At 72.1% G+C, this 17125-nt stretch carries 13 protein-coding genes; 5 read left to right on the top strand and 8 right to left on the bottom strand.

All coding sequences use genetic code 11. The annotated features are described in order from the left end of the window. Nucleotides 1-76: 76 nt before the first annotated feature. Nucleotides 77-502, top strand: coding sequence for a hypothetical protein (locus LW587_RS11595; protein ID WP_232629753.1), 426 nt, complete (start codon nucleotides 77-79; stop codon nucleotides 500-502). Between the two features lie 3 nt (nucleotides 503-505). Here LW587_RS11595 and LW587_RS11590 read toward each other — a convergent pair whose 3' ends face one another. After that, nucleotides 506-1552, bottom strand: coding sequence for a polysaccharide deacetylase family protein (locus tag LW587_RS11590; RefSeq protein WP_232629752.1), 1047 nt, complete (start codon nucleotides 1550-1552; stop codon nucleotides 506-508). 192 nt (nucleotides 1553-1744) lie between these two features. Here LW587_RS11590 and LW587_RS11585 point away from each other — a divergent pair, with 192 nt between their 5' ends. Further along, the gene (locus LW587_RS11585; protein ID WP_232629751.1) at nucleotides 1745-2944 is read left to right on the top strand and encodes a GNAT family N-acetyltransferase; all 1200 of its coding nucleotides are present in this window, start codon (nucleotides 1745-1747) and stop codon (nucleotides 2942-2944) included. A gap of 30 nt (nucleotides 2945-2974) precedes the next feature. On the opposite strand, the gene LW587_RS11580 is transcribed toward LW587_RS11585, so the two are convergent. Then, nucleotides 2975-5260, bottom strand: a complete 2286-nt coding sequence (locus LW587_RS11580; protein ID WP_232629750.1) for a GumC family protein — start codon at nucleotides 5258-5260, stop codon at nucleotides 2975-2977. Between the two features lie 179 nt (nucleotides 5261-5439). Here LW587_RS11580 and LW587_RS11575 point away from each other — a divergent pair, with 179 nt between their 5' ends. The 3 genes from LW587_RS11575 to LW587_RS11565 all read left to right on the top strand — a co-directional run bounded on the left by LW587_RS11575 (nucleotide 5440) and on the right by LW587_RS11565 (nucleotide 9241). Further along, nucleotides 5440-6018, top strand: coding sequence for a polysaccharide biosynthesis/export family protein (locus LW587_RS11575; RefSeq protein WP_232629749.1), 579 nt, complete (start codon nucleotides 5440-5442; stop codon nucleotides 6016-6018). A 266-nt stretch (nucleotides 6019-6284) separates the two neighbouring features. Then, nucleotides 6285-7520: a glycosyltransferase family 4 protein gene (locus LW587_RS11570; protein WP_442919132.1), complete on the top strand. Its 1236-nt coding sequence runs from the start codon at nucleotides 6285-6287 to the stop codon at nucleotides 7518-7520. A gap of 146 nt (nucleotides 7521-7666) precedes the next feature. Further along, nucleotides 7667-9241: an undecaprenyl-phosphate glucose phosphotransferase gene (locus LW587_RS11565; RefSeq protein ID WP_232629748.1), complete on the top strand. Its 1575-nt coding sequence runs from the start codon at nucleotides 7667-7669 to the stop codon at nucleotides 9239-9241. A gap of 184 nt (nucleotides 9242-9425) precedes the next feature. On the opposite strand, the gene LW587_RS11560 is transcribed toward LW587_RS11565, so the two are convergent. The 6 genes from LW587_RS11560 to LW587_RS11535 form a co-directional block, all read right to left on the bottom strand. Further along, nucleotides 9426-9785: a hypothetical protein gene (locus LW587_RS11560; RefSeq protein ID WP_232629747.1), complete on the bottom strand. Its 360-nt coding sequence runs from the start codon at nucleotides 9783-9785 to the stop codon at nucleotides 9426-9428. Nucleotides 9786-10011: 226 nt separating this feature from the next. Continuing rightward, on the bottom strand, nucleotides 10012-10413 hold the full coding sequence (locus tag LW587_RS11555; protein WP_232629746.1) for an EF-hand domain-containing protein: 402 nt from the start codon (nucleotides 10411-10413) through the stop codon (nucleotides 10012-10014). Between the two features lie 465 nt (nucleotides 10414-10878). Then, complete coding sequence (locus LW587_RS11550) at nucleotides 10879-11925, bottom strand: GNAT family N-acetyltransferase (RefSeq protein WP_232629745.1); 1047 nt, start codon at nucleotides 11923-11925, stop codon at nucleotides 10879-10881. Continuing rightward, complete coding sequence (locus tag LW587_RS11545) at nucleotides 11919-14138, bottom strand: TonB-dependent siderophore receptor (protein WP_232629744.1); 2220 nt, start codon at nucleotides 14136-14138, stop codon at nucleotides 11919-11921. Before LW587_RS11545 ends, LW587_RS11550 begins: the two co-directional genes overlap by 7 nt. Nucleotides 14139-14358: 220 nt before the next feature. Further along, entirely contained in the window at nucleotides 14359-15651 is a 1293-nt protein-coding gene (locus LW587_RS11540; protein ID WP_232629743.1) for a lysine N(6)-hydroxylase/L-ornithine N(5)-oxygenase family protein, read from the bottom strand. An 80-nt stretch (nucleotides 15652-15731) separates the two neighbouring features. Further along, a partial coding sequence (locus LW587_RS11535) for a condensation domain-containing protein (RefSeq protein ID WP_232629742.1) occupies nucleotides 15732-17125 on the bottom strand: 1394 nt, incomplete at its 5' end.

Genomic DNA, 17125 nt, shown 5'->3' with positions numbered 1-17125 from the left:
CCTTTTTTTGCCGCACTCGACGGCGAGAAGGCCGGACGCTCCGCTCAAGCTTCGCCGCGAAGGTCGTCCGCCCATCATGCGCCGCCCGCTCCGCCTGCCCCTCCTCCTCGCCGGTATCCTGCTCGCCGGGCCCGTCCTGGCGCAGGGCGCGCCCCGTTCCATGGCGGAATGCGAGCGGCTCAAGAACGATCTCGCCTACAACCAGTGCCTGGCCATGTTCGGCCCGCCCGCCCGCAATGTCGGCGGCGGCGACGGCGGGGCTTCCGCGGCCGCCGCGACCTCGGTCGCCTCCACCCCAGTCGCCGCGACGGCGACGATCCCGGGCATCCCCTCGGTCGAGGAGCCCGACCTGCAGGAGAGCGGCCGGCGCGGGCGCCGCGGACGCTATGCCCGCCGCGGGGGCGGCCGGATGAGCGCGGCCTTCACGGTCGGCGCGGCGGAGGACTCGGTCTCGGAGACCGCCTCGGACACGCCGCGCCGCCGCCATCGCCGCCGCCGCTGAGCCTCACGCCACGTTGAGCCGTCGCCCGCGGTTCCACGCCAGGAACGGCACGCCGGAGAGGAGGCCCGCCAGCGCGGCCTGCCTCTGGTGCACGCCGTTGATTGAGACCCGCGGCAGCGCGTGCAGATGCCCCGCATGGGCGGCGAAGAGGTGGCCGGGCCGGGTCGTCACGGCGGTGGCGAAGCCGAGCTCCCGGGCGATCGCGAACTCGCGCGGGCCCGCCGAGGTCGGGTCGCCGACCGGGTAGGACAGGTGGCGCACCTCCCGGCCGGTCTCGGCCGCGATCCGGGCGCGGCTCTCGGCCATCTCCCGCCGGGCGAAATCGGCCCCGTGCTTGGCGAGCATCGGATGGGTGAGGGTGTGGGCGCCGAAGGTCACCGCGGGATCGCGGGCGAGGGCGCGCAACGCGTCCCAGTCCAGGCACCAGTCCCGGGCGACCGTTCCGGGCGCGAGGCCGGCCTCGCGGCAGAGCCCGGCGATGGCGGCGAGGAGCCGGTCTTCCGGGCCGGCGCGCAGGGCGCGGTAGGCGCCCTCGAAGGCCGCGCCCTTCTCGGCCGCGGTCCGGGCCGACCAGTCGAGGCCGGGGCCGAGGTGGATCCGGTCGAGCCGGGCCACCGCCCGCTCCAGCTCCACCCACCACAGACGCCCCTCCCCGTCCGCGAAGGCGCTCGTGACGAACAGCGTCCAGGGTGCCCCGTGCCGCGCCAGGACGGGCCGGGCGTGGTCGAGATTGTCGCGGTATCCGTCGTCGAAGGTCAGCACCGCGAACGGGCGGCCGGGGCGCGGCTCGGCGAGGCGCTGCGGCACGGCGTCGAGGCCGATCAGCTCGAAGCCGCGGGCGGCGAGCTGGGTCAGGGTCCGGTCGAGGAAGTCGGGGGTGATCGTCAGGAGCGCGTTCGGGGCGAAGGGGCCCGGCGGCTCCGGCCGAACGTGGTGGAAGGTCAGGATGAGACCCCGTCCCCGGGCGAGGGGCGCGAGCCAGCGGTCGGCCCCGAGGGCGGAGAGCGCCGTGAAGCCGGCGCGGAACAGGCGGTGGCGCGGCGTCGGCATCGGCGTGGCGGTTCCCGAGGGCGGGTTCGCCCCGCCGGACACCCTTACGCGGCGCGTGAAAAGCTTTCGTTACCCATCCCGGCAGGGAGGTGCGGCCCGTCAACCGCCGCTTGAGGATCCGGCCGCAACGGTGCCCGACCGCCAAGCGGCGGCCCTCGACGGGCCGGCCGCGCCTTGCCGGGAGGGATCGCCATGACGGCACTCGCCGAAGATCTGGGTCGGCCCGCGCGCGACGCCGCCTCGCCGCGGGGCGGGCTCACCGCCGAGATCGTCTCCGATCTCGCCGCCGTCGAGGCGCTGTGGCGGGGGCTCGAGACCGATCCGGGCGTGCTCATGACGCCCTATCAGCGCTTCGACTGGGTCGCGGCCTTCGTGGGCGCCGGGATCGGGGAGGCGTCCGCCGCGACGGTCCTGGTGCTGCGGGACGCCGCCGCCCGCCCGCGGCTGCTGCTCCCGCTCGCGATCGAGCGGCACGGCCCCGTCCGGATCGCCGGATGCATCGGGGGGCGGCACGCCAATTTCCACATGCCGCTCTTCGCCTCCCGCGAGGCGGCGGCGATGGCGCCGGACGATCTCACCGAGGCCCTGGTGGGCGCGGGCCGCCGGCTCGGCATCGACGCGTATCGGTTCGTCAACCAGCCGTGCTTCTGGGACGGCGTGCCGAACCCCCTGAGCCGGCGCGGCCTGCCCGCCCCCAGCGACGCCTACGGCCTGATGCTCGGCCCCGACCCCGAGGCGACCCTGCGGCGGGTCTTCAGCGGCGAGGCCCGCAAGAAGGTCCGGGCCAAGGAGCGCAAGCTCGTCGAGGCGCTCGGCCCCGTGGAGCACCGGATCGCGCGGGATGCGGCGGGCGCGGCGGAGATCCAGGCCGCCTTCTACGCCCAGAAGGCCGCGCGCTTCGCCACCCTCGGCATCGCCGACCCCTATGCCGAGCCCAGCCTGCGCCGCTTCGTCGCCGCCGCGACCGCCCCGGGGCCCGACGGGCGTGCTCCGGCGATCGAGGTTCACGCCCTGGCGACCGTGGCCGGGCGCATCCTGGCGACCTTCGGCGGGGCGGTCGATGCCCAGCGCTTCTGCGGGATGTGGACCTCGTTCGACACCGATCCCGAACTCGGCCGTTTCAGCCCCGGCGAGATCCTGCTGCACCGGCTGATCGGCGACCAATCCGCCCGGGGCCGCCGGGCGCTGGATCTCGGGGTCGGTGAGGCGAGCTACAAGGCCAAGACCTGCGACGAGACGATCGAACTCGTCGAGGCGGTGCTGCCGGTGAGCCCGACGGGCCACCTCGTCGCGCTGGCCGCGGGGGCGGCCGTCCGGCTCAAGCACCGGGTCAAGCGCTCGCCCCGCCTCATGGACGCGGCGCGCCGGCTGCGGCGCCTGCGCCGGTCGTGAGCCCGCGCGGGCGCCGGGGAGCGGAGGTCCTCAGGCGGAGAGCCGCAGCGGGGTGTCCTCCAGCCGGTCCGGCGCCCGATCCTGAGCGACCAGCACCTGCGGGGCGCCGGTCTCCCGGGCGAGGCGGTAGAGCGTGACCAGGGCCGGGTCGTCGGCGGGCTGGTTCGAGGCGATCACGATGGCATCGGCGCAGGGGCCGACCGCGGCGACGAGGTCGTTGACCACCTCCGTCCCCGTGGCCTCGAGGCGGCACACCACCCAGTCGTAGCTCTGCGCCATGGCGTTGAGGCCGATGGCGAGGGCCTGCGGCTCGTCCATGAGCACGTCGAGGCCGTTGAAGCCCCGCCGCACGGTGTGGAGCCGCGAGCCGCGCACCGGCTGGATCACGTCGAGGAAGTCCGCTTCGCCGGCCACGAGGTCGGTGAGCCCCGGCTGCGCATGGCCGTTGGACACGCCGCTGAGATCGACGAGGAGCGCCCGCGCCCGGCCGCTCAGCACCCGGGCGAGATCCCGCGAGAGGCCGACGGTGCCGGTCCCGGACCCGGTCTCGACCACGAGCACGCAGGTTCCGGCCCCCGCGGCTCCGGGGCCGAGCCGCTCGATCAGCCGGTCGAGGTCGGATGGGACGGCGGGAAGGCCGGCCGGCGCCGGGCTGCGCACGGCCGGCGCGGCGAAATAGGGGTGGTGGACGGTGGCGGTGGCGTGGAGCGCGTTGTCGAAGGCCAGCGCCGGGGTGAAGCGCTCGGCGGTGCCCGCCGTGCCGAAGGGTTCCGGCGCCTTCCGGCGGGGCGCCGGGGGCTCGGGCTCGGGAAACGGGTCGTGCGGCGGGAGGGCGTGGACCTCGTCCGCCTCCTCGTACCGGGCGCCCTCGGGCGTGGCGGGGGTCTTGAGGAGGTGACGCCCGATCACCCCGGCCGAGGCGAGCAGGAAGGCGATCAGCGTGGCGAAGGCGACGATCGGCCCCTTCTTCGGGAAGGAGGGCATCTCCGGCGTCACCGCGCGGGAGACCACGCGGGCATCGGCCGGGCTCGCGCTCTCGGCATCGCGGGCGGCGGCCTCGCGGTAGCGGGCGAGGTAGGATTCGAGCTGCTCGCGCTGGGATTTCGCCTCGCGCTCGAGGGCGCGCAGCTGCACCTCGCTGGTGTTGCCCTTGGCGACCACGTCCTGCTGGCCGTCGACGGCCGCCTGCAGGCTCTCGACCCGGGCGCCGGCGATCCGGGCGTCGTTCTCCAGGGTGCGGACGATCCGCTCGGCGGCGGCCTTGATCTGGCCCTCGAGGTCCTGGACCTGGGCGGTCAGCTCCTTGATGCGCGGATGCGCCGGCAGGAGCGTGCGGGATTCCAGCGCCAGCTGCGCCCGCAGCGTCATGCGGCTCTCGACGGTGCGCCGGATCAGCTCGTTGTTGGCGACATCCGGGATCTCGAACGCGCGCCCGTCCTTGATCATGTCCTTGAGGAGCTTGGCGCGGGCGGCCAGGTCCGCCTTGACGGTGCGGGCCTGGGTGAGCTGGCTCGACAGTTCGGAGAGCTGCTGCGACGAGAGCGGCTGGTTCGCCGCGCTGCTGCCGGCGCCGATCAGGCCGTTCTTGGCCCGGAACGCCTCCACCTTCGCCTCCGCCTCCGCCACCCGGGCGCGCAGGGCGTCGATGTTGTTGCCGAGCCAGGTCGAGGCGTAGCGCGCGGTGTCGACCGAGGCCGCCGCGAGCGAGGCGAGGTAGAGATCGGCCACGGTGTTGGCGCCGCGGGCGGCGAGTTCGGGATCGCGCGACTTGAACTCGATCGTCAGGATGCGCGACTTGCCCGCCGGGTAGACCAGCAGGCGGTCGAGATAGGCGTCGAGCACCCGGTCTTCGGGGGAGCGCTCCAGCGGCGAGGGGGCGAGGCCGAGCATCATCAGGGCGCTCTGGAGCGAGGAGACGCCCGCCGCCTGGGGATCGAATTCGGGATTGCCGACGAGCTTCAGGCTGCGGATCGCCTGCCGGGCGAGGTCGCGCGACATCGCCACCTGCACCTGGCTCGCCACCGCCTGCTCGTCGATGGGCTGAGCGGGATCGCGCTCGCCGGCGGTGCGGGCGAAGGCCGGGTCGCGGCTCTCCAGCAGCACCTTCGCCTCAGCGGTGTAGCGCGGGGGCACGACCTGCACGAAGGTGATCGCCCCGAGCGCCGCGGCGAGCGTCGGCACGGCGATCCAGGCCCAGGACCGGCCGAGCACGCCGAACATCTGCGACACCGCCAGCCCGTCCGCTGCGGTCTCGCCGGAAGCGCGGCGACCCGGGACCGGGGCGGCGGAGTCGGTGGGCGGCCTGAGGCGGGGCATGAGCAGTCTTCGCACGGGGGCAGGGCCGGGGCCGATGCAATCGACCCGTCTCGCCACAATAGAACCTATTAAGGTTGCCCGGTGGTTAAGATGTCGGGCCGACGCGCCGTCCTCCTGCGAGACGTCAGGGTTCATTAACCATGGGGGCATAGACAGGGGCAGGTTTCATCACAACGGCGATGACGATGCATCGGCGCGCTCTTCTCCTAGCCCTTCCGGCCGTGCTCGCCCTCGGCGGCTGCCTGCGTCCGGACTTCCGGACGGCGGATCTCGACGCCACGGGAACGGGGTCGATCAGCAGCCGCTACACCCTCGCGGCGGGCGACAAGTTGCGGGTGATCGTGTTCGGGCAGGACAACCTGTCCAACATTTACGCGGTCGACGGGGCCGGGCGGATCGCGATGCCGCTGATCGGGGTCGTCACCGTCGGCGGACAGACCACGGGCCAGGCCGCGCGCACCATCGAGGCGAAACTCGCCTCCGGCTACGTCCGCGAGCCGCACGTGACGGTGGAGGTCGACGCCTACCGGCCCTTCTACATCCTCGGCGAGGTCACGACCTCCGGCCAGTATCCCTACGTCAACGGCATGACGGTGGAATCGGCGGTGGCGATCGCGGCGGGCTTCGGGCCGCGGGCGGCGCGCGACTACGCCGTGCTCACCCGCGAGGGAACGGGCGGGCTCATCAACGGCATCGTGCCGATGCATTATCCGGTGCGCCCGGGCGACACGATCGTCATCAAGGAGCGGTTCTTCTAGGACCTCGTCCCGAAGCCGATCCGAACCGAGGTGGGGCGCCGCATCGGCGCTGTCCCGGAGCCCACGTCCCCTCATCGGGCCGAGCGCCCGCGCCGGCCCGTTCACCGAAGCCTAACCTCGATGCAGGAAAAGCGACCGCGGCGGGGCCGTGCCCGGGTCGAGGCGCGCATTGTGCCGGCCGCCTTAACCCGGCGCTGACCCTGCGCCGCCACTCTCCGCCGATCCGGTGCCCGTCCCAGGGCCCCTTCCCGCGGAGACCCGCCACCGTGGTCGCTTCCCTCGCCGCCGGCCTCGCGCCCTCCTCCGGCTCCGTCCTCGACCGGACCGCCCCCGGCCGCCCGGCGGAGCGCCTCCGCATCCTGCACGTGTTCCGGGCCCCCGTCGGCGGCCTGTTCCGGCACGTCGTCGATCTGGCCCGCATCCAGGCAGCGGCGGGGCACGAGGTCGGCATCGTCTGCGACGCCTCGACCGGCGGCGAGCGGGCCGAGCGGGCCTTCGAGGGGCTGCGGCCGAGCCTGGCCCTCGGCGTGGTGCGCCTGCCCATGCACCGCAACCCGCATCCCGCCGACCTGCTGGCCCTGCGCGCGGTGCGCGCCCGGGTGCGGGAGACCGGCGCGACGGTCCTGCACGGGCACGGCGCCAAGGGCGGTGTCTTCGCCCGCCTGTGCCCGCTGCCGGGCGAGAGCCCGATCCGGGCCTACACGCCCCATGGCGGCAGCTACAATTACCGGCCCGGCACGCCGCTGCACCGGCTCTACATGGGCGTCGAGCGCCTCCTCGCGGCCTCGACCGACGTGTTCCTGTTCGAGAGCGAGTACGTCGCCGCCCGCCACCGCACCTATGTGGGCGGGCGCCAGCGCCTCGCCCGGATCGTCCATAACGGCCTCGCCGAGGCCGAGTTCGAGCCCGTCGGCACCGTTCCGAGCGCCTTCGACCTCGTCTATGTGGGCGAGTTGCGGGAGGCCAAGGGCCTGCCGGTCCTCCTGCGGGCCCTGTCGCAGTTGCGCGCGCAGGGCCGCATCCTGAGCCTGCTGATGGTCGGGTCGGGGCCGGACACGGACAGCCTGACGGCGCTGGCCACCGAACTCGGCGTGCGCGACTCCATCACCTTCGAGCCGCCCCAGCCGATCCGGCCGGTCCTCGGGCGCGGCCGGGTCATGGTGGTGCCCTCGCTTGCCGAGTCGCTGCCCTACGTCGTGCTGGAGGCCGCCGCCGCCTGCCAGCCGCTCGTCGCGACGAATGTCGGCGGCATCCCGGAAATCTTCGGTGCCTTCGCCGACCGCCTCGTCCCGTCCCGCGACGCCGGCGCGCTGGCCGCCGCCATCGCCCGCATCCTCGACGAGGCCCCGGAGGCGCGCAACGACCAGGCCCGGGCCCTCAGCGAGTCCGTGCGGGCCCGGTTCTCCCTGACGCGCATGGGGGCCGACGTGCTCTGCGGATACGCTGCTGCCCTCCGCGATCGCCGGTCCCTCGCCGCTCCGGCGGCGGCGTCCGTCGCCTGACGCGGGAACCTCGGGTTGTCCCGCCTTTCCCCAGGCTCGGCCGGCCGGCCCCTTAAGCCTTCCCTCAGGCCGACCACCGACAGTTCGGTTCAGCTTCGCATGGGAGCGGGCGTCGCGGCCCGCCCCGCCTCAGTTGGAACACCGTCATGAGTGCGATCGACGTCCGTGATCTGCTCAAGGTGGCCGGGGAGGCCGGTGCCCCGACGCCCGTGCCCCCGCCCCTCGGGCTCACCGGAGCGCCAGGCGCGGACGCCCCGCCCGACGCGGCTTCGAACGGGCTGCCGAATCTGCCGCCAAGCCTGCCGCCGAGTCCGTGGCTGTCGCCCGTGGTCCTGACGGGTTCGGTCCGGCTCGCCGAGTTCGGCGGCCTCGTGCTCCTCGGCTACGGCCTGCATTTCGCGCTGCTGGAGGGCAAGGTGCCGCTGGTGCCGCGCTACCCGGTGGCGATCCTGGCGGTCGCCCTGGCGGCGGTGGGCCTGTTCCACGCCTCCGGCAGCTACCGGATCGGCGCTTTCCGCGACCTCCCCCGGACCGCACTCAAGCTCCTGACCGGCTGGTGCCTGGCCTTCCTGATGGTCGCCGCCGCCATGGTGCTCACCAAGGTCGCCGACCATTACTCGCGGATCTGGCTGATGAGCTATTTCGCGGCCGGGCTCGGCGCGATCCTGGCCGGGCGGACCCTGCTGACCGCCTTCGTCAAGGCGCAGATGGCGCAGGGCCGGTTCGACCGGCGGACGGCGATCGTGGGCGGCGGGCCGGCCGCCGAGGACCTGATCCGGGCGCTCCATGCGGGCGGCGCCGACAGCGGCATCCGCATCCTCGGGGTGTTCGACGACCGCGGCGACGCGCGCGCCAGCGACACCGTGGCAGGCTACCCGAAGCTCGGCAACGTCAGCGACCTCGTCGCCTATGCCCGCCGCACGCGGCTCGACCTCGTGGTGTTCACCCTGCCGATCTCGGCGGAGACGCGCATTCTGCAGATGCTCGCCAAGCTCTCGGTGCTGCCGGTCGACATCCGCCTCTCGGCCCACGCGACCAAGCTGCGCCTGCGCCCGCGCGCCTATTCCTATCTCGGCGAGGTGCCCCTGCTCGACGTGTTCGACAAGCCGCTCGCCGATTGGGACGTGATCATGAAGAGCGTGTTCGACCGCTGCGTCGGCCTCGGCCTGCTCCTGGCGCTCGCCCCGGTGATGCTCGGCGTGGCGCTGGCGGTGAAGCTCACCTCGCCCGGACCGGTCCTGTTCCGGCAGAAGCGCTACGGCTTCAACAACGAGCTGATCGAGGTCTACAAGTTCCGCTCGATGTATGCCGACCAGTGCGACGCGAACGCCGTGAAGCAGGTCACCCGCACCGATTCCCGCGTGACGCCGGTCGGCCGCTTCATCCGCAAGACCTCGCTGGACGAGCTGCCCCAGCTTCTCAACGTCATCAAGGGCGATCTCTCCCTCGTCGGCCCGCGCCCGCACGCGCTCCAGGCCAAGGCCGCCAACACCCTCTACGATCAGGTCGTGGACGGCTATTTCGCCCGCCACAAGGTCAAGCCCGGCATCACCGGCTGGGCCCAGATCAACGGCTGGCGCGGCGAGACCGACACCAGCGAGAAGATCCAGCGCCGGGTCGAACACGACCTACACTACATCGAGAACTGGTCGATCCTGTTCGATCTGCGGATCCTGGCGGTCACGCCGCTGGCCCTGTTCAAGGCCACCAACGCTTACTGATACGAGTTCCGCTTGATCAAAGCGGGGCCCGGATCAGGCAAGCCCGCGCGGCGTTTGAGCAAAGCCCAAATCCGCCATCCCGAAGGGATCAACCGGATTTGGTATGAGACGGGCGAGGGATCGGCAAAGGGCCCGCGGCGATCAGCGCCGCGGGCCCTTTGCGTTGAGGCGTGTGCCGGTCGGCTCAGGGCAGCGCGCCGGCCGCCTCCTTCACCTTCGTCATCGTGTCCTGGCAGGTGGTCTCCTGGCCGGCCTTGTCCTGCTCCTTGGCCTTGGCGAGCAGCGTGCGCGCCTGCTCGACGCCGGCCTTGGTCGGCTGCGTCGCGGGATCGGACGGCTTGCCCTCCGGCGGCTTGTCCAGCGCCTTGTCCGAGGGCGCGGCGGTCGGCCCGCCCGGCGGTTCCTTGCCGGTGACCGTCTCGGCCCCGGCGCTGTTGAGGCGGCGCTCCACCGCGGCGATGTCGTCCTTGCAGGTGACCGACAGGGCAGGTCCCGCCGCCAGGAGGGCGGCGAGGGCGACGGGCAGGCCGAGGGCGATGCGCATGGGGCGTGGTGTCTCCGAGGATTCGGGACCGGCGGACCCTGCGGGCGCCGCCGGTTCAGGTCCGGGAAAGCCCCGATCCCCCCTCGGGTGTTCCCCCCTGCGACGCCGGGTGCCCTCTCCTCCCTCCGGGAAACGGCGTGCGGAGACAACGGGAAGGGGCGCGGACTTTTCGGTCCGCGCCCCTCTCGTCCTGTCGTCGTCCGTTCCGACGGAGCGGATCAGCGCATCAGCGCATCAGCGCGACGAGCGCGGAGCCGGCCGGGCTCGACAGCTCGCGGGCGTCGATCGTGCCGTCGTTGTCCGGGTCGGCGGCCTTGAACTGGGTGGCGACGGCGGCGAGCCACTCCTTCTTGTCGAGGGTGCCGTCGTTGTCCGGATCGAACGCCTTGAGGTCGGCCTCGGAGAGGCGGCCCTTGACCTCCTTGGCGTCGAGGGTGCCGTCCTTATCCGGATCGAGCTTGTCGAAGGCGGCGGAGGCCGCGGTCTGGGCCTCCTTGAGATCGATGGTGCCGTCCTTGTCCGGATCGAAGGCAGCGATGTCGACCTTGGTCATGGGCGGGGCGGCCAAAGCCGGGGCGACCCCGAGGGCGAGGGCGAGAAGGGCCGCGTGGGAGAGGCGAAACGCCATGCTGAGGACTCCTGGGGTTCGAGGCCCGGCAGGACCGGGCGGATCGGCAAAGGGGCTTGCGACGCGGGGCCGTGACGATGGCGGCGCGAGGCGCGTCCGGGTCGGGCCCGGCGAGCTTGCGTAACCCGCCCGGGATGATTTGGCAATACCGGCGGGCCTGTTCCGCAAGAGAACGCGGGGGCGGCGCAGGGGTTGCCTCCCGACCGCGGCGCGAGGCGGTCGGCCGGGAAGCGGAGGGGAGGCGCAGGAGCGTCCTTCGCCGCGGACGTAAGGGATCGCGCGGCCTGGGACAGGAACGCGTCTCCCCTCCCCTTGCGGACGGGAGCCGCTCCGCTGTCGCGGGGGTTCAACGACGAAGAGGCCTCGTCATCCTCGATGGGGAGCGGCCTGGTTCGCCTCAGGCTGCGGCGCCGCCGCGTCAGAGTGAGCGGACGGGACGGGAGATCGTGTCGGCCCGGGCGGCGCTCAGGCCGGACCCGAATGGGGCGGGCCGAAAAAAGTCTCGCGCTCGATGAAGATTAGTTCGGAGCGCTTGTGCGGCAGGTCGAAGGCCTTGAGCCGCACGAAGCCCTGCTTCTGCATGTACTCGATCCAGCGCACGTGATCGATGCGCGGGTCGCCGATCAGCCGCCGGGTGCGGGGATCGTCGAGGAACATGTAATGCGACAGGGCGCGGAACCACGCCTCGACCTTGCCCGGCCCCTGATGGCGCGGGTCGCCCACCAGCAGATGCAGGCCGCGGTCGTAATCGTCGGCGTCGTAGAACGGCGCGACCCGATCCTCCTTGGCCCAGTACATCTCGAAATAGGCGAAGGGCGCGTCGTCAAAGCAGCCGAAGAAGCTGATCGTGTGCGGGTCGGCCGCGATCGTGGTCAGGTAGCTGCGGTGCTGGTCGAGGGTGCCGCGCTCGTTCCAGAACTCGGCGACGCTGTCGAGGTTCATCCAGCGGTTGAAGGTCTCGAGGTCGGCCTCAATGTCCACTGTGCGCAGGGAGAACTCCGCCTTGAAGCGCGGCATGTGGCGCCGATAGACCTCGCCGACGGGCTTCGGCGGGCGCTGGGGATGGCGCTTCTCGCCGGTCATGACATAGGCGAGCGGCGTCTGCCCGCTCGGCCGTCCCTTCAGCCACAGGTCCGGATGCTGCCAGAAGGCGCTGCGGGTCGCGGTGAACTGCCGGCCCCCCTCCCCCGGCGCGACCGACTGGACCACGCCGGCCCGGATCGCCTCGCGCGCCCAGTCCTCGGAGGCCGGCAGGGTGATCTGCGCGGCCTCGACCTTCGGGCGCCGGGCGAAGACATGGGCCAGAAGCGGCAGCAAGGCCTCCGGCGGCAGCCCCGCCTCGAACCCGTCGAGGGCCGTGAAGACGCCCCGCTCCGGCCGGGCGAGGCTCACCGCCCCGCCGCCCTCCACGACCACCCGCGCCCGGTCCTCCTCGACCTCGGCCCAGGCCCGGCGCCCGTCCGCGAGAACGAGGGTGAAGGGCACGGCGTTCGCCTCCACCGCCCTCACCACGTGTAGCGCGCTCCGAGGATGACCTTGCGCTCCTGTCCGTAGAAGCAGGAGGTCTGGTCCGAACAGGCGGTGACGTACTTGCGGTCGGCCAGATTGCGGACGTTCAGCGAGAAGCGCCAGTTCTCGTAGCCGTAGGACAGGCCGAGATCGACGAGGAAGAACTCCTTCGTCCGGATCGGCAGTTCGATGGGGAACAGGGTCGAGTCCACGCCACCGACGGAGGCACCGTTGTAGCGCAGGCCGGCTCCGATCCGCAGGCCGCGCAGGTCGCCGGTCAGGAACGTATAGTCGCCCCAGATCGCGCCCGTGCGATCCGGGACCGCCACCGGCCTCGAGCCGATATCGGTGGGGAACGACCGGCTGCCGGTGATCCGCACGTCCTGCAGGGTGTAGGAGCCGATCATCCGGAAGCCGTTCCCGAGATCGACCAAGGCCTCCATCTCGTATCCCTTCGAGCGCAGGTCCTCGGCGTAGGAGTTGAAGCCGAAGGAGGTCACCACGTTGGTCTGCGTGATGTCGAAGGCGGCGGCGCTGAGCAGGATCGGCAGGCCCGGCGGCTGATAGCGCAGCCCCGCTTCCCTCTGCCGGCCGAGGCTCGGTGCGAACGGCGTCCCATCGCCTGCGCCGATCGACCCGCCTCCGAACAGCGTCGATGCCGAGCCCGGATTGACCGAGAAGGATTCCGAGTAGCTGACGTAGGGCGCGAAGCCGTAATCGAGCAGCAGGACGGCGCCGATGCGCGGGGACAGGGCGCTGTCCTTGGCGACCGCTCCGGTTCTGTCCGCTGCGAGCGTGTCCTTGTAGTCGTTGGTCGCGGTGTCGTAGCGCGCGCCCGCCGTGACCACGAGGCGGTCGAGGACCTTGATCTGATCCTGGACGTACAGGCCGACCTGCGCGATGCCCTGCTTCTCTCTCTTGATAGGAGACGGCGGCCCCAACGAATCGTCGCGGGCGCCGGTGAAGAGGTCGAGCGATCCGGAGGCAAGGAAGTCCTGCCGGTCAAAGCTGAACTGGTTCAGATAATCGACGCCGGCCAGCACGGTGTGCCGTGTCGGGCCGACCGCGAAATCGAACTGGAGCTGGTTGTCGACCGTGAACGCGGCCGCCGCGTTCCGTCCGCCGATGCCGAAGCGACCGAGGGTGCGTTCGTCGGTCCCGACGCCGCCGCCGCCATAGACCGTGTTGATGCTGGTCGCGACGCTGGCGTAGCGCAGGTTCTGGCGGAAGGCGAGATTGTCGCTGAAGCGGTGCTCGAACTCGTAGCCGATGGCGTATTGCGTGCGGATCTGCTTGTCGAAGTTCCGGTTGCCGGTCCAGAGATTGCGCGAGATGCGCCCGAATGGGTTCGGCAGCACGGTGCCGCGTGCGGGGTAGAAATCGCTGTCGATGTGGGTGTCGTCCTGCAGGAACGAGCCGAACACGATCAGCGAGGTCTGCGCGTCGGGTTTCCAGGCAATGGAGGGCGCCAGCGCGATGCGCTGACCGGTGAAGGGGTTGCCGCCGTTGAGTTGGCTGTTCTGGCCGACGCCGACCATGCGGTAGCTCAAGCTGCCGTCCTCGTTGAGCGCCCCGCCGAAATCGAGGCCGACCCGCGGCTGCTCGAAATTGCCGGCCTGCATGTCGAGCACGGCGAAGGGCACCGGCGTCGGGCGCTTCGAGACGTAGTTGATGGTGCCGCCGGGGCCGCCCTGGCCGTAGAGAACCGAGGAGGGGCCGCGCAGGATCTCGATGCGCTCCACGGTGAAGGGATCGACGCGGTAGCCGCCATAGGGCCGGGTGAGCGGCAGGCGCAGGTTGTCCTGGAAGAAGTTCGCCGGCAGGCCGCGGATGGTGATGTAGTTGTCCGAGCGGGAATTGTTGCCGTAGGTGTCGGCGTTGATGCCCGGCGTGTACTGGAACACCTCGCTCGCGCTGGTCGATTGCTGGACGTCGATGCGGTCGCGGCCGATCACGGTGATCGATTGCGGCGTCTCGATGATCGGCGCGGCGGTCTTGGTGCCCGCGGTGCTGGTGCGGGCGACGTAGCCCTCGACCGGGCCCTTGCCGCCCGCCTCCGGGTCGCCGGAGACCGAGACGACGTTGGCCCGGCCCCGGGACGCAGTGCTCGGCCCGCTCGGCGCGCCACGGCCTTGTCCCTGGCCTTGGCCCTCGACCGCGATCTCCTCGAGCCGGGTCGCTGTCTGTGCCGCGGCGAGGCCGCTCCAGCCGATCACGCCGACGGAAACGGCTTGAAGAAGCGCGATGCGATGTCGTGCCAGAATGCGCACTGCCCCAAACCCCTAACCCAAGTTGATTTTATGCGACTTTGGTATGCTTGAGCATGTGTCTGTTCAAGCATGAATCCTGCTGCGTGTAGTACGTTAGAATTGTTCTATATTGATAGTGTGCGGTAATTGCCTCAGTCTACCCGGAAAGTTCGTCTTGTCGGCATTTTCAACCGGCCGAGGCCAGCGGATGCTTCGCGACGGTGCCGGACAGGATGTCGCCGACGATCTCGGCGGCGCGCAGCGGCAGGATCGAGAGCAGGGTGTCGGACAGGCCGTGGCTGTCCTCGTTGCAGCCCTGGAGGTAGATCCGCGCCGTGTAGGAGGCGGGCGTCTTCACCCGGTAGAACCGGTCGACCTCGCAGGTGCCGAGATCCGCGCCGAGCCCTTCGAGCAGGCGCAGATGGCCGTCATGGTGGTAGCCCGTGGCCAGGATCGCCACGTCGAAGCCCTCGTCGATGGTCGTCCCCGTCACCGCGTCGCGCAGGCTCAGGGTGAGGCCGTTGCCGCCGCGCGCCGCCTCGATGGCGCAGCCCGACAGCACCCGGTGGCGTGCCTCGCCGCTGATCTGCTGACGGTAGAGCGCGGCATAGATGCGCTCGATCAGGCTGTGATCGACCACCGCGTAGTTGGTGTTGCGCATGGAGGCGATGAGCGCGCGCCGGCTCGCCGCGTCCATGCCGTGCACGGCGTCGACGAAATCGGCGTCGAAGATCTCGTTGACGAAGGGGCTGTCGTCGGCCGGGCGCAGGGCGTGGTCGCGCAGGATCAGGCTCGCCTGCGCCTCGGGGAAGCGCTGGATGATGTCATAGAACACCTCCGCGGCGCTCTGGCCGCCGCCGATCACGGCCACGCGCATCGGCCCGCGGTCGATCAGCGGCCCGGAGCAGGAGACGTAATCGGAGGTGTGGATCACCCGGTCCCGCGGCAGGGCCTCGAACAGGGCCGGGATGCGGGGCCGCCCGCCGATGGCGACGACGAGATCGCGGGTCAGGCGCTCGATCCGGGTGCCGTGGGGATCGCGGGAGAGGACCCGCAGGCGCGAGACGGCGCCGTTGCGCACCACGGGCTCGACCGATTCCACGGTCTCGCCGTAGCTCACGCTCTGGGCGAAGGCGGCGGCGGCCCAGCGGAAATAGTCGGTGAATTCCTCCCGCGTCGGCGCGTCCTGCTTGAGGTTGATGAAGCTCTCCAGCCGGCCCTTGTCGTGCAGATAGTTCACGAAGGTGAAGGCGCTGCGCGGGTCGCGCAGGGTGGCCAGATCCTTCAGGAACGAGATCTGGACCGTGCTGCCCTCGATCTGCATGTCCCGGTGCCAGTGGAACCCGTCCTGGCGCTCGATGAAGTGGGCGTCGAGCCGCCGGGCGCCGGGCATCTCGGCCAGCGCCACCGCCAGCGCGAGGTTGGCGGGGCCGAAGCCGACGCCGACGAGGTCCTTCTCCCGCTGAATCATCTGAGCCATGCGCCTCGTTCCGTTCCGTGATCCGGGCCGCCTTCGCGTCGCCCGGTGCTGCGCTTACGTCTGGTGAGGGGGGCGCCCGATCAGGCCGCCGCGACCGGCGGCGCGTGGGTCGAGGCATGGGCCGTCGGCCGCGCCCCGAGCCGGCCGACCGGGCGCTGCGGATCCCGCGCGGCGGCCTCCAGCACCGCCGCGAAATCCTGGGCCAGGTCCTCCACCGTGGCGGCGTCGAACAGGTCGGTGAGGTAGCCGATCGAGACGAGGAGGCGGCCGTCGGGACGCTCCTTGAAGTCGAATTCGAGCTCGAAGCACTCGTTGGTGTCGGCGACGGGCAGATCGCTCGCCCGCACCCCGGGAAAGAGCTCGGGGCTCTCGGACCCGACCCGGAGATAGCTGAACAGCGTCTGGAACGGCGCCGCCGGGCGGTCCAGGAGGCCGCGCTCCGCGAGCGCGCCGAGGAGGCGGGCATAGGGCATCGGCCCCGAGGCCTGGGCGGCGAGGCGCTCGTCGCGCACCGCCGCGAGGAGGCGGGCGAAGGGCATGCCCGGATCGACCTCCAGCACGGTCAAATCGGTGGCGACGAGGCAGCCCATCACCGCCTCCAGCTCCGCCGGGCCCCGGTCGGAGACGAGGAGGCCGAGGCTCATGCCGTTCCGGTCGCTGCGGCGGCGCAGGGTGGCGCCGAGCGCGGCCATCGCGGCCATCGGCAGGGTGGCGTCGAGCGCCCGGGCATCGGCCTGCAGCCGCGCCACGGTCGGGGCCGGAACCTCGAAGCGCACCCGCGCCCCGAACGTGCCGAGATGCGGTGCCCGGGGCCGGTCGGTCGGCACCGGATCGGGCCGCCACGGGCCCGAGAGCCGGTCCACGGCCTCGGCGAGGCGGGCATCGGCGGCGGCGGTCCGGCTCTCCGCCGCGCGCCAGGCCGCGTAGTCCGTCGCTTGGCGGACCGGCTCCGGCAGGTCCGGCGTGGCGCCCGCCGCGAAGGCGCGGTAGCCGGCGCCGAGTTCCTCGAGGAGGAGCGCCATGGAGCGCCCGTCCCCGGCGGCGTGATGGACCGCGAGCGTCAGGGCGTAATCCTGGCGGCCGAGCCGGGCGAGGCCGACCCGGATCGGCCGGTCGGCGGCCATGTCGAAGGCGCGGGTCGCCTGCTCCTGCGCGAAGGCTTCGGCGGCGGCCTCGGCCTCGCCGCGGGGGCCTTGCGTGAGGTCGAGCCGCTCGAGCGGCGCCGGCCCGGGCGGATGCACCACCAGTTCGAGGCCGTCCGCGCCCTCGCGAAACGTCGTGCGCAGGGCCTCGTGCCGGGCGACGACGTAGTTCAGGCTCGCCCGGAGCGCGTCGGTGTCGAGGGGGCCGGCGAGGCGGAGCGCGCCGAAGATGGTCCAGGCGCCGCTGCGGGGATGGCGCCGCTGCCAGTGCCACAGGCCGGCCTGCATGTCGGTGGCCGGGACCGCGCGGTCGCGGGGGGCGCGGGGCACGC

Origin of the sequence: Methylobacterium sp. Leaf118 (genome assembly GCF_920984675.1) — a bacterium.
In the GTDB taxonomy this organism is placed as follows: domain Bacteria; phylum Pseudomonadota; class Alphaproteobacteria; order Rhizobiales; family Beijerinckiaceae; genus Methylobacterium.
This window is presented reverse-complemented; position numbering and strand designations above follow the sequence as displayed.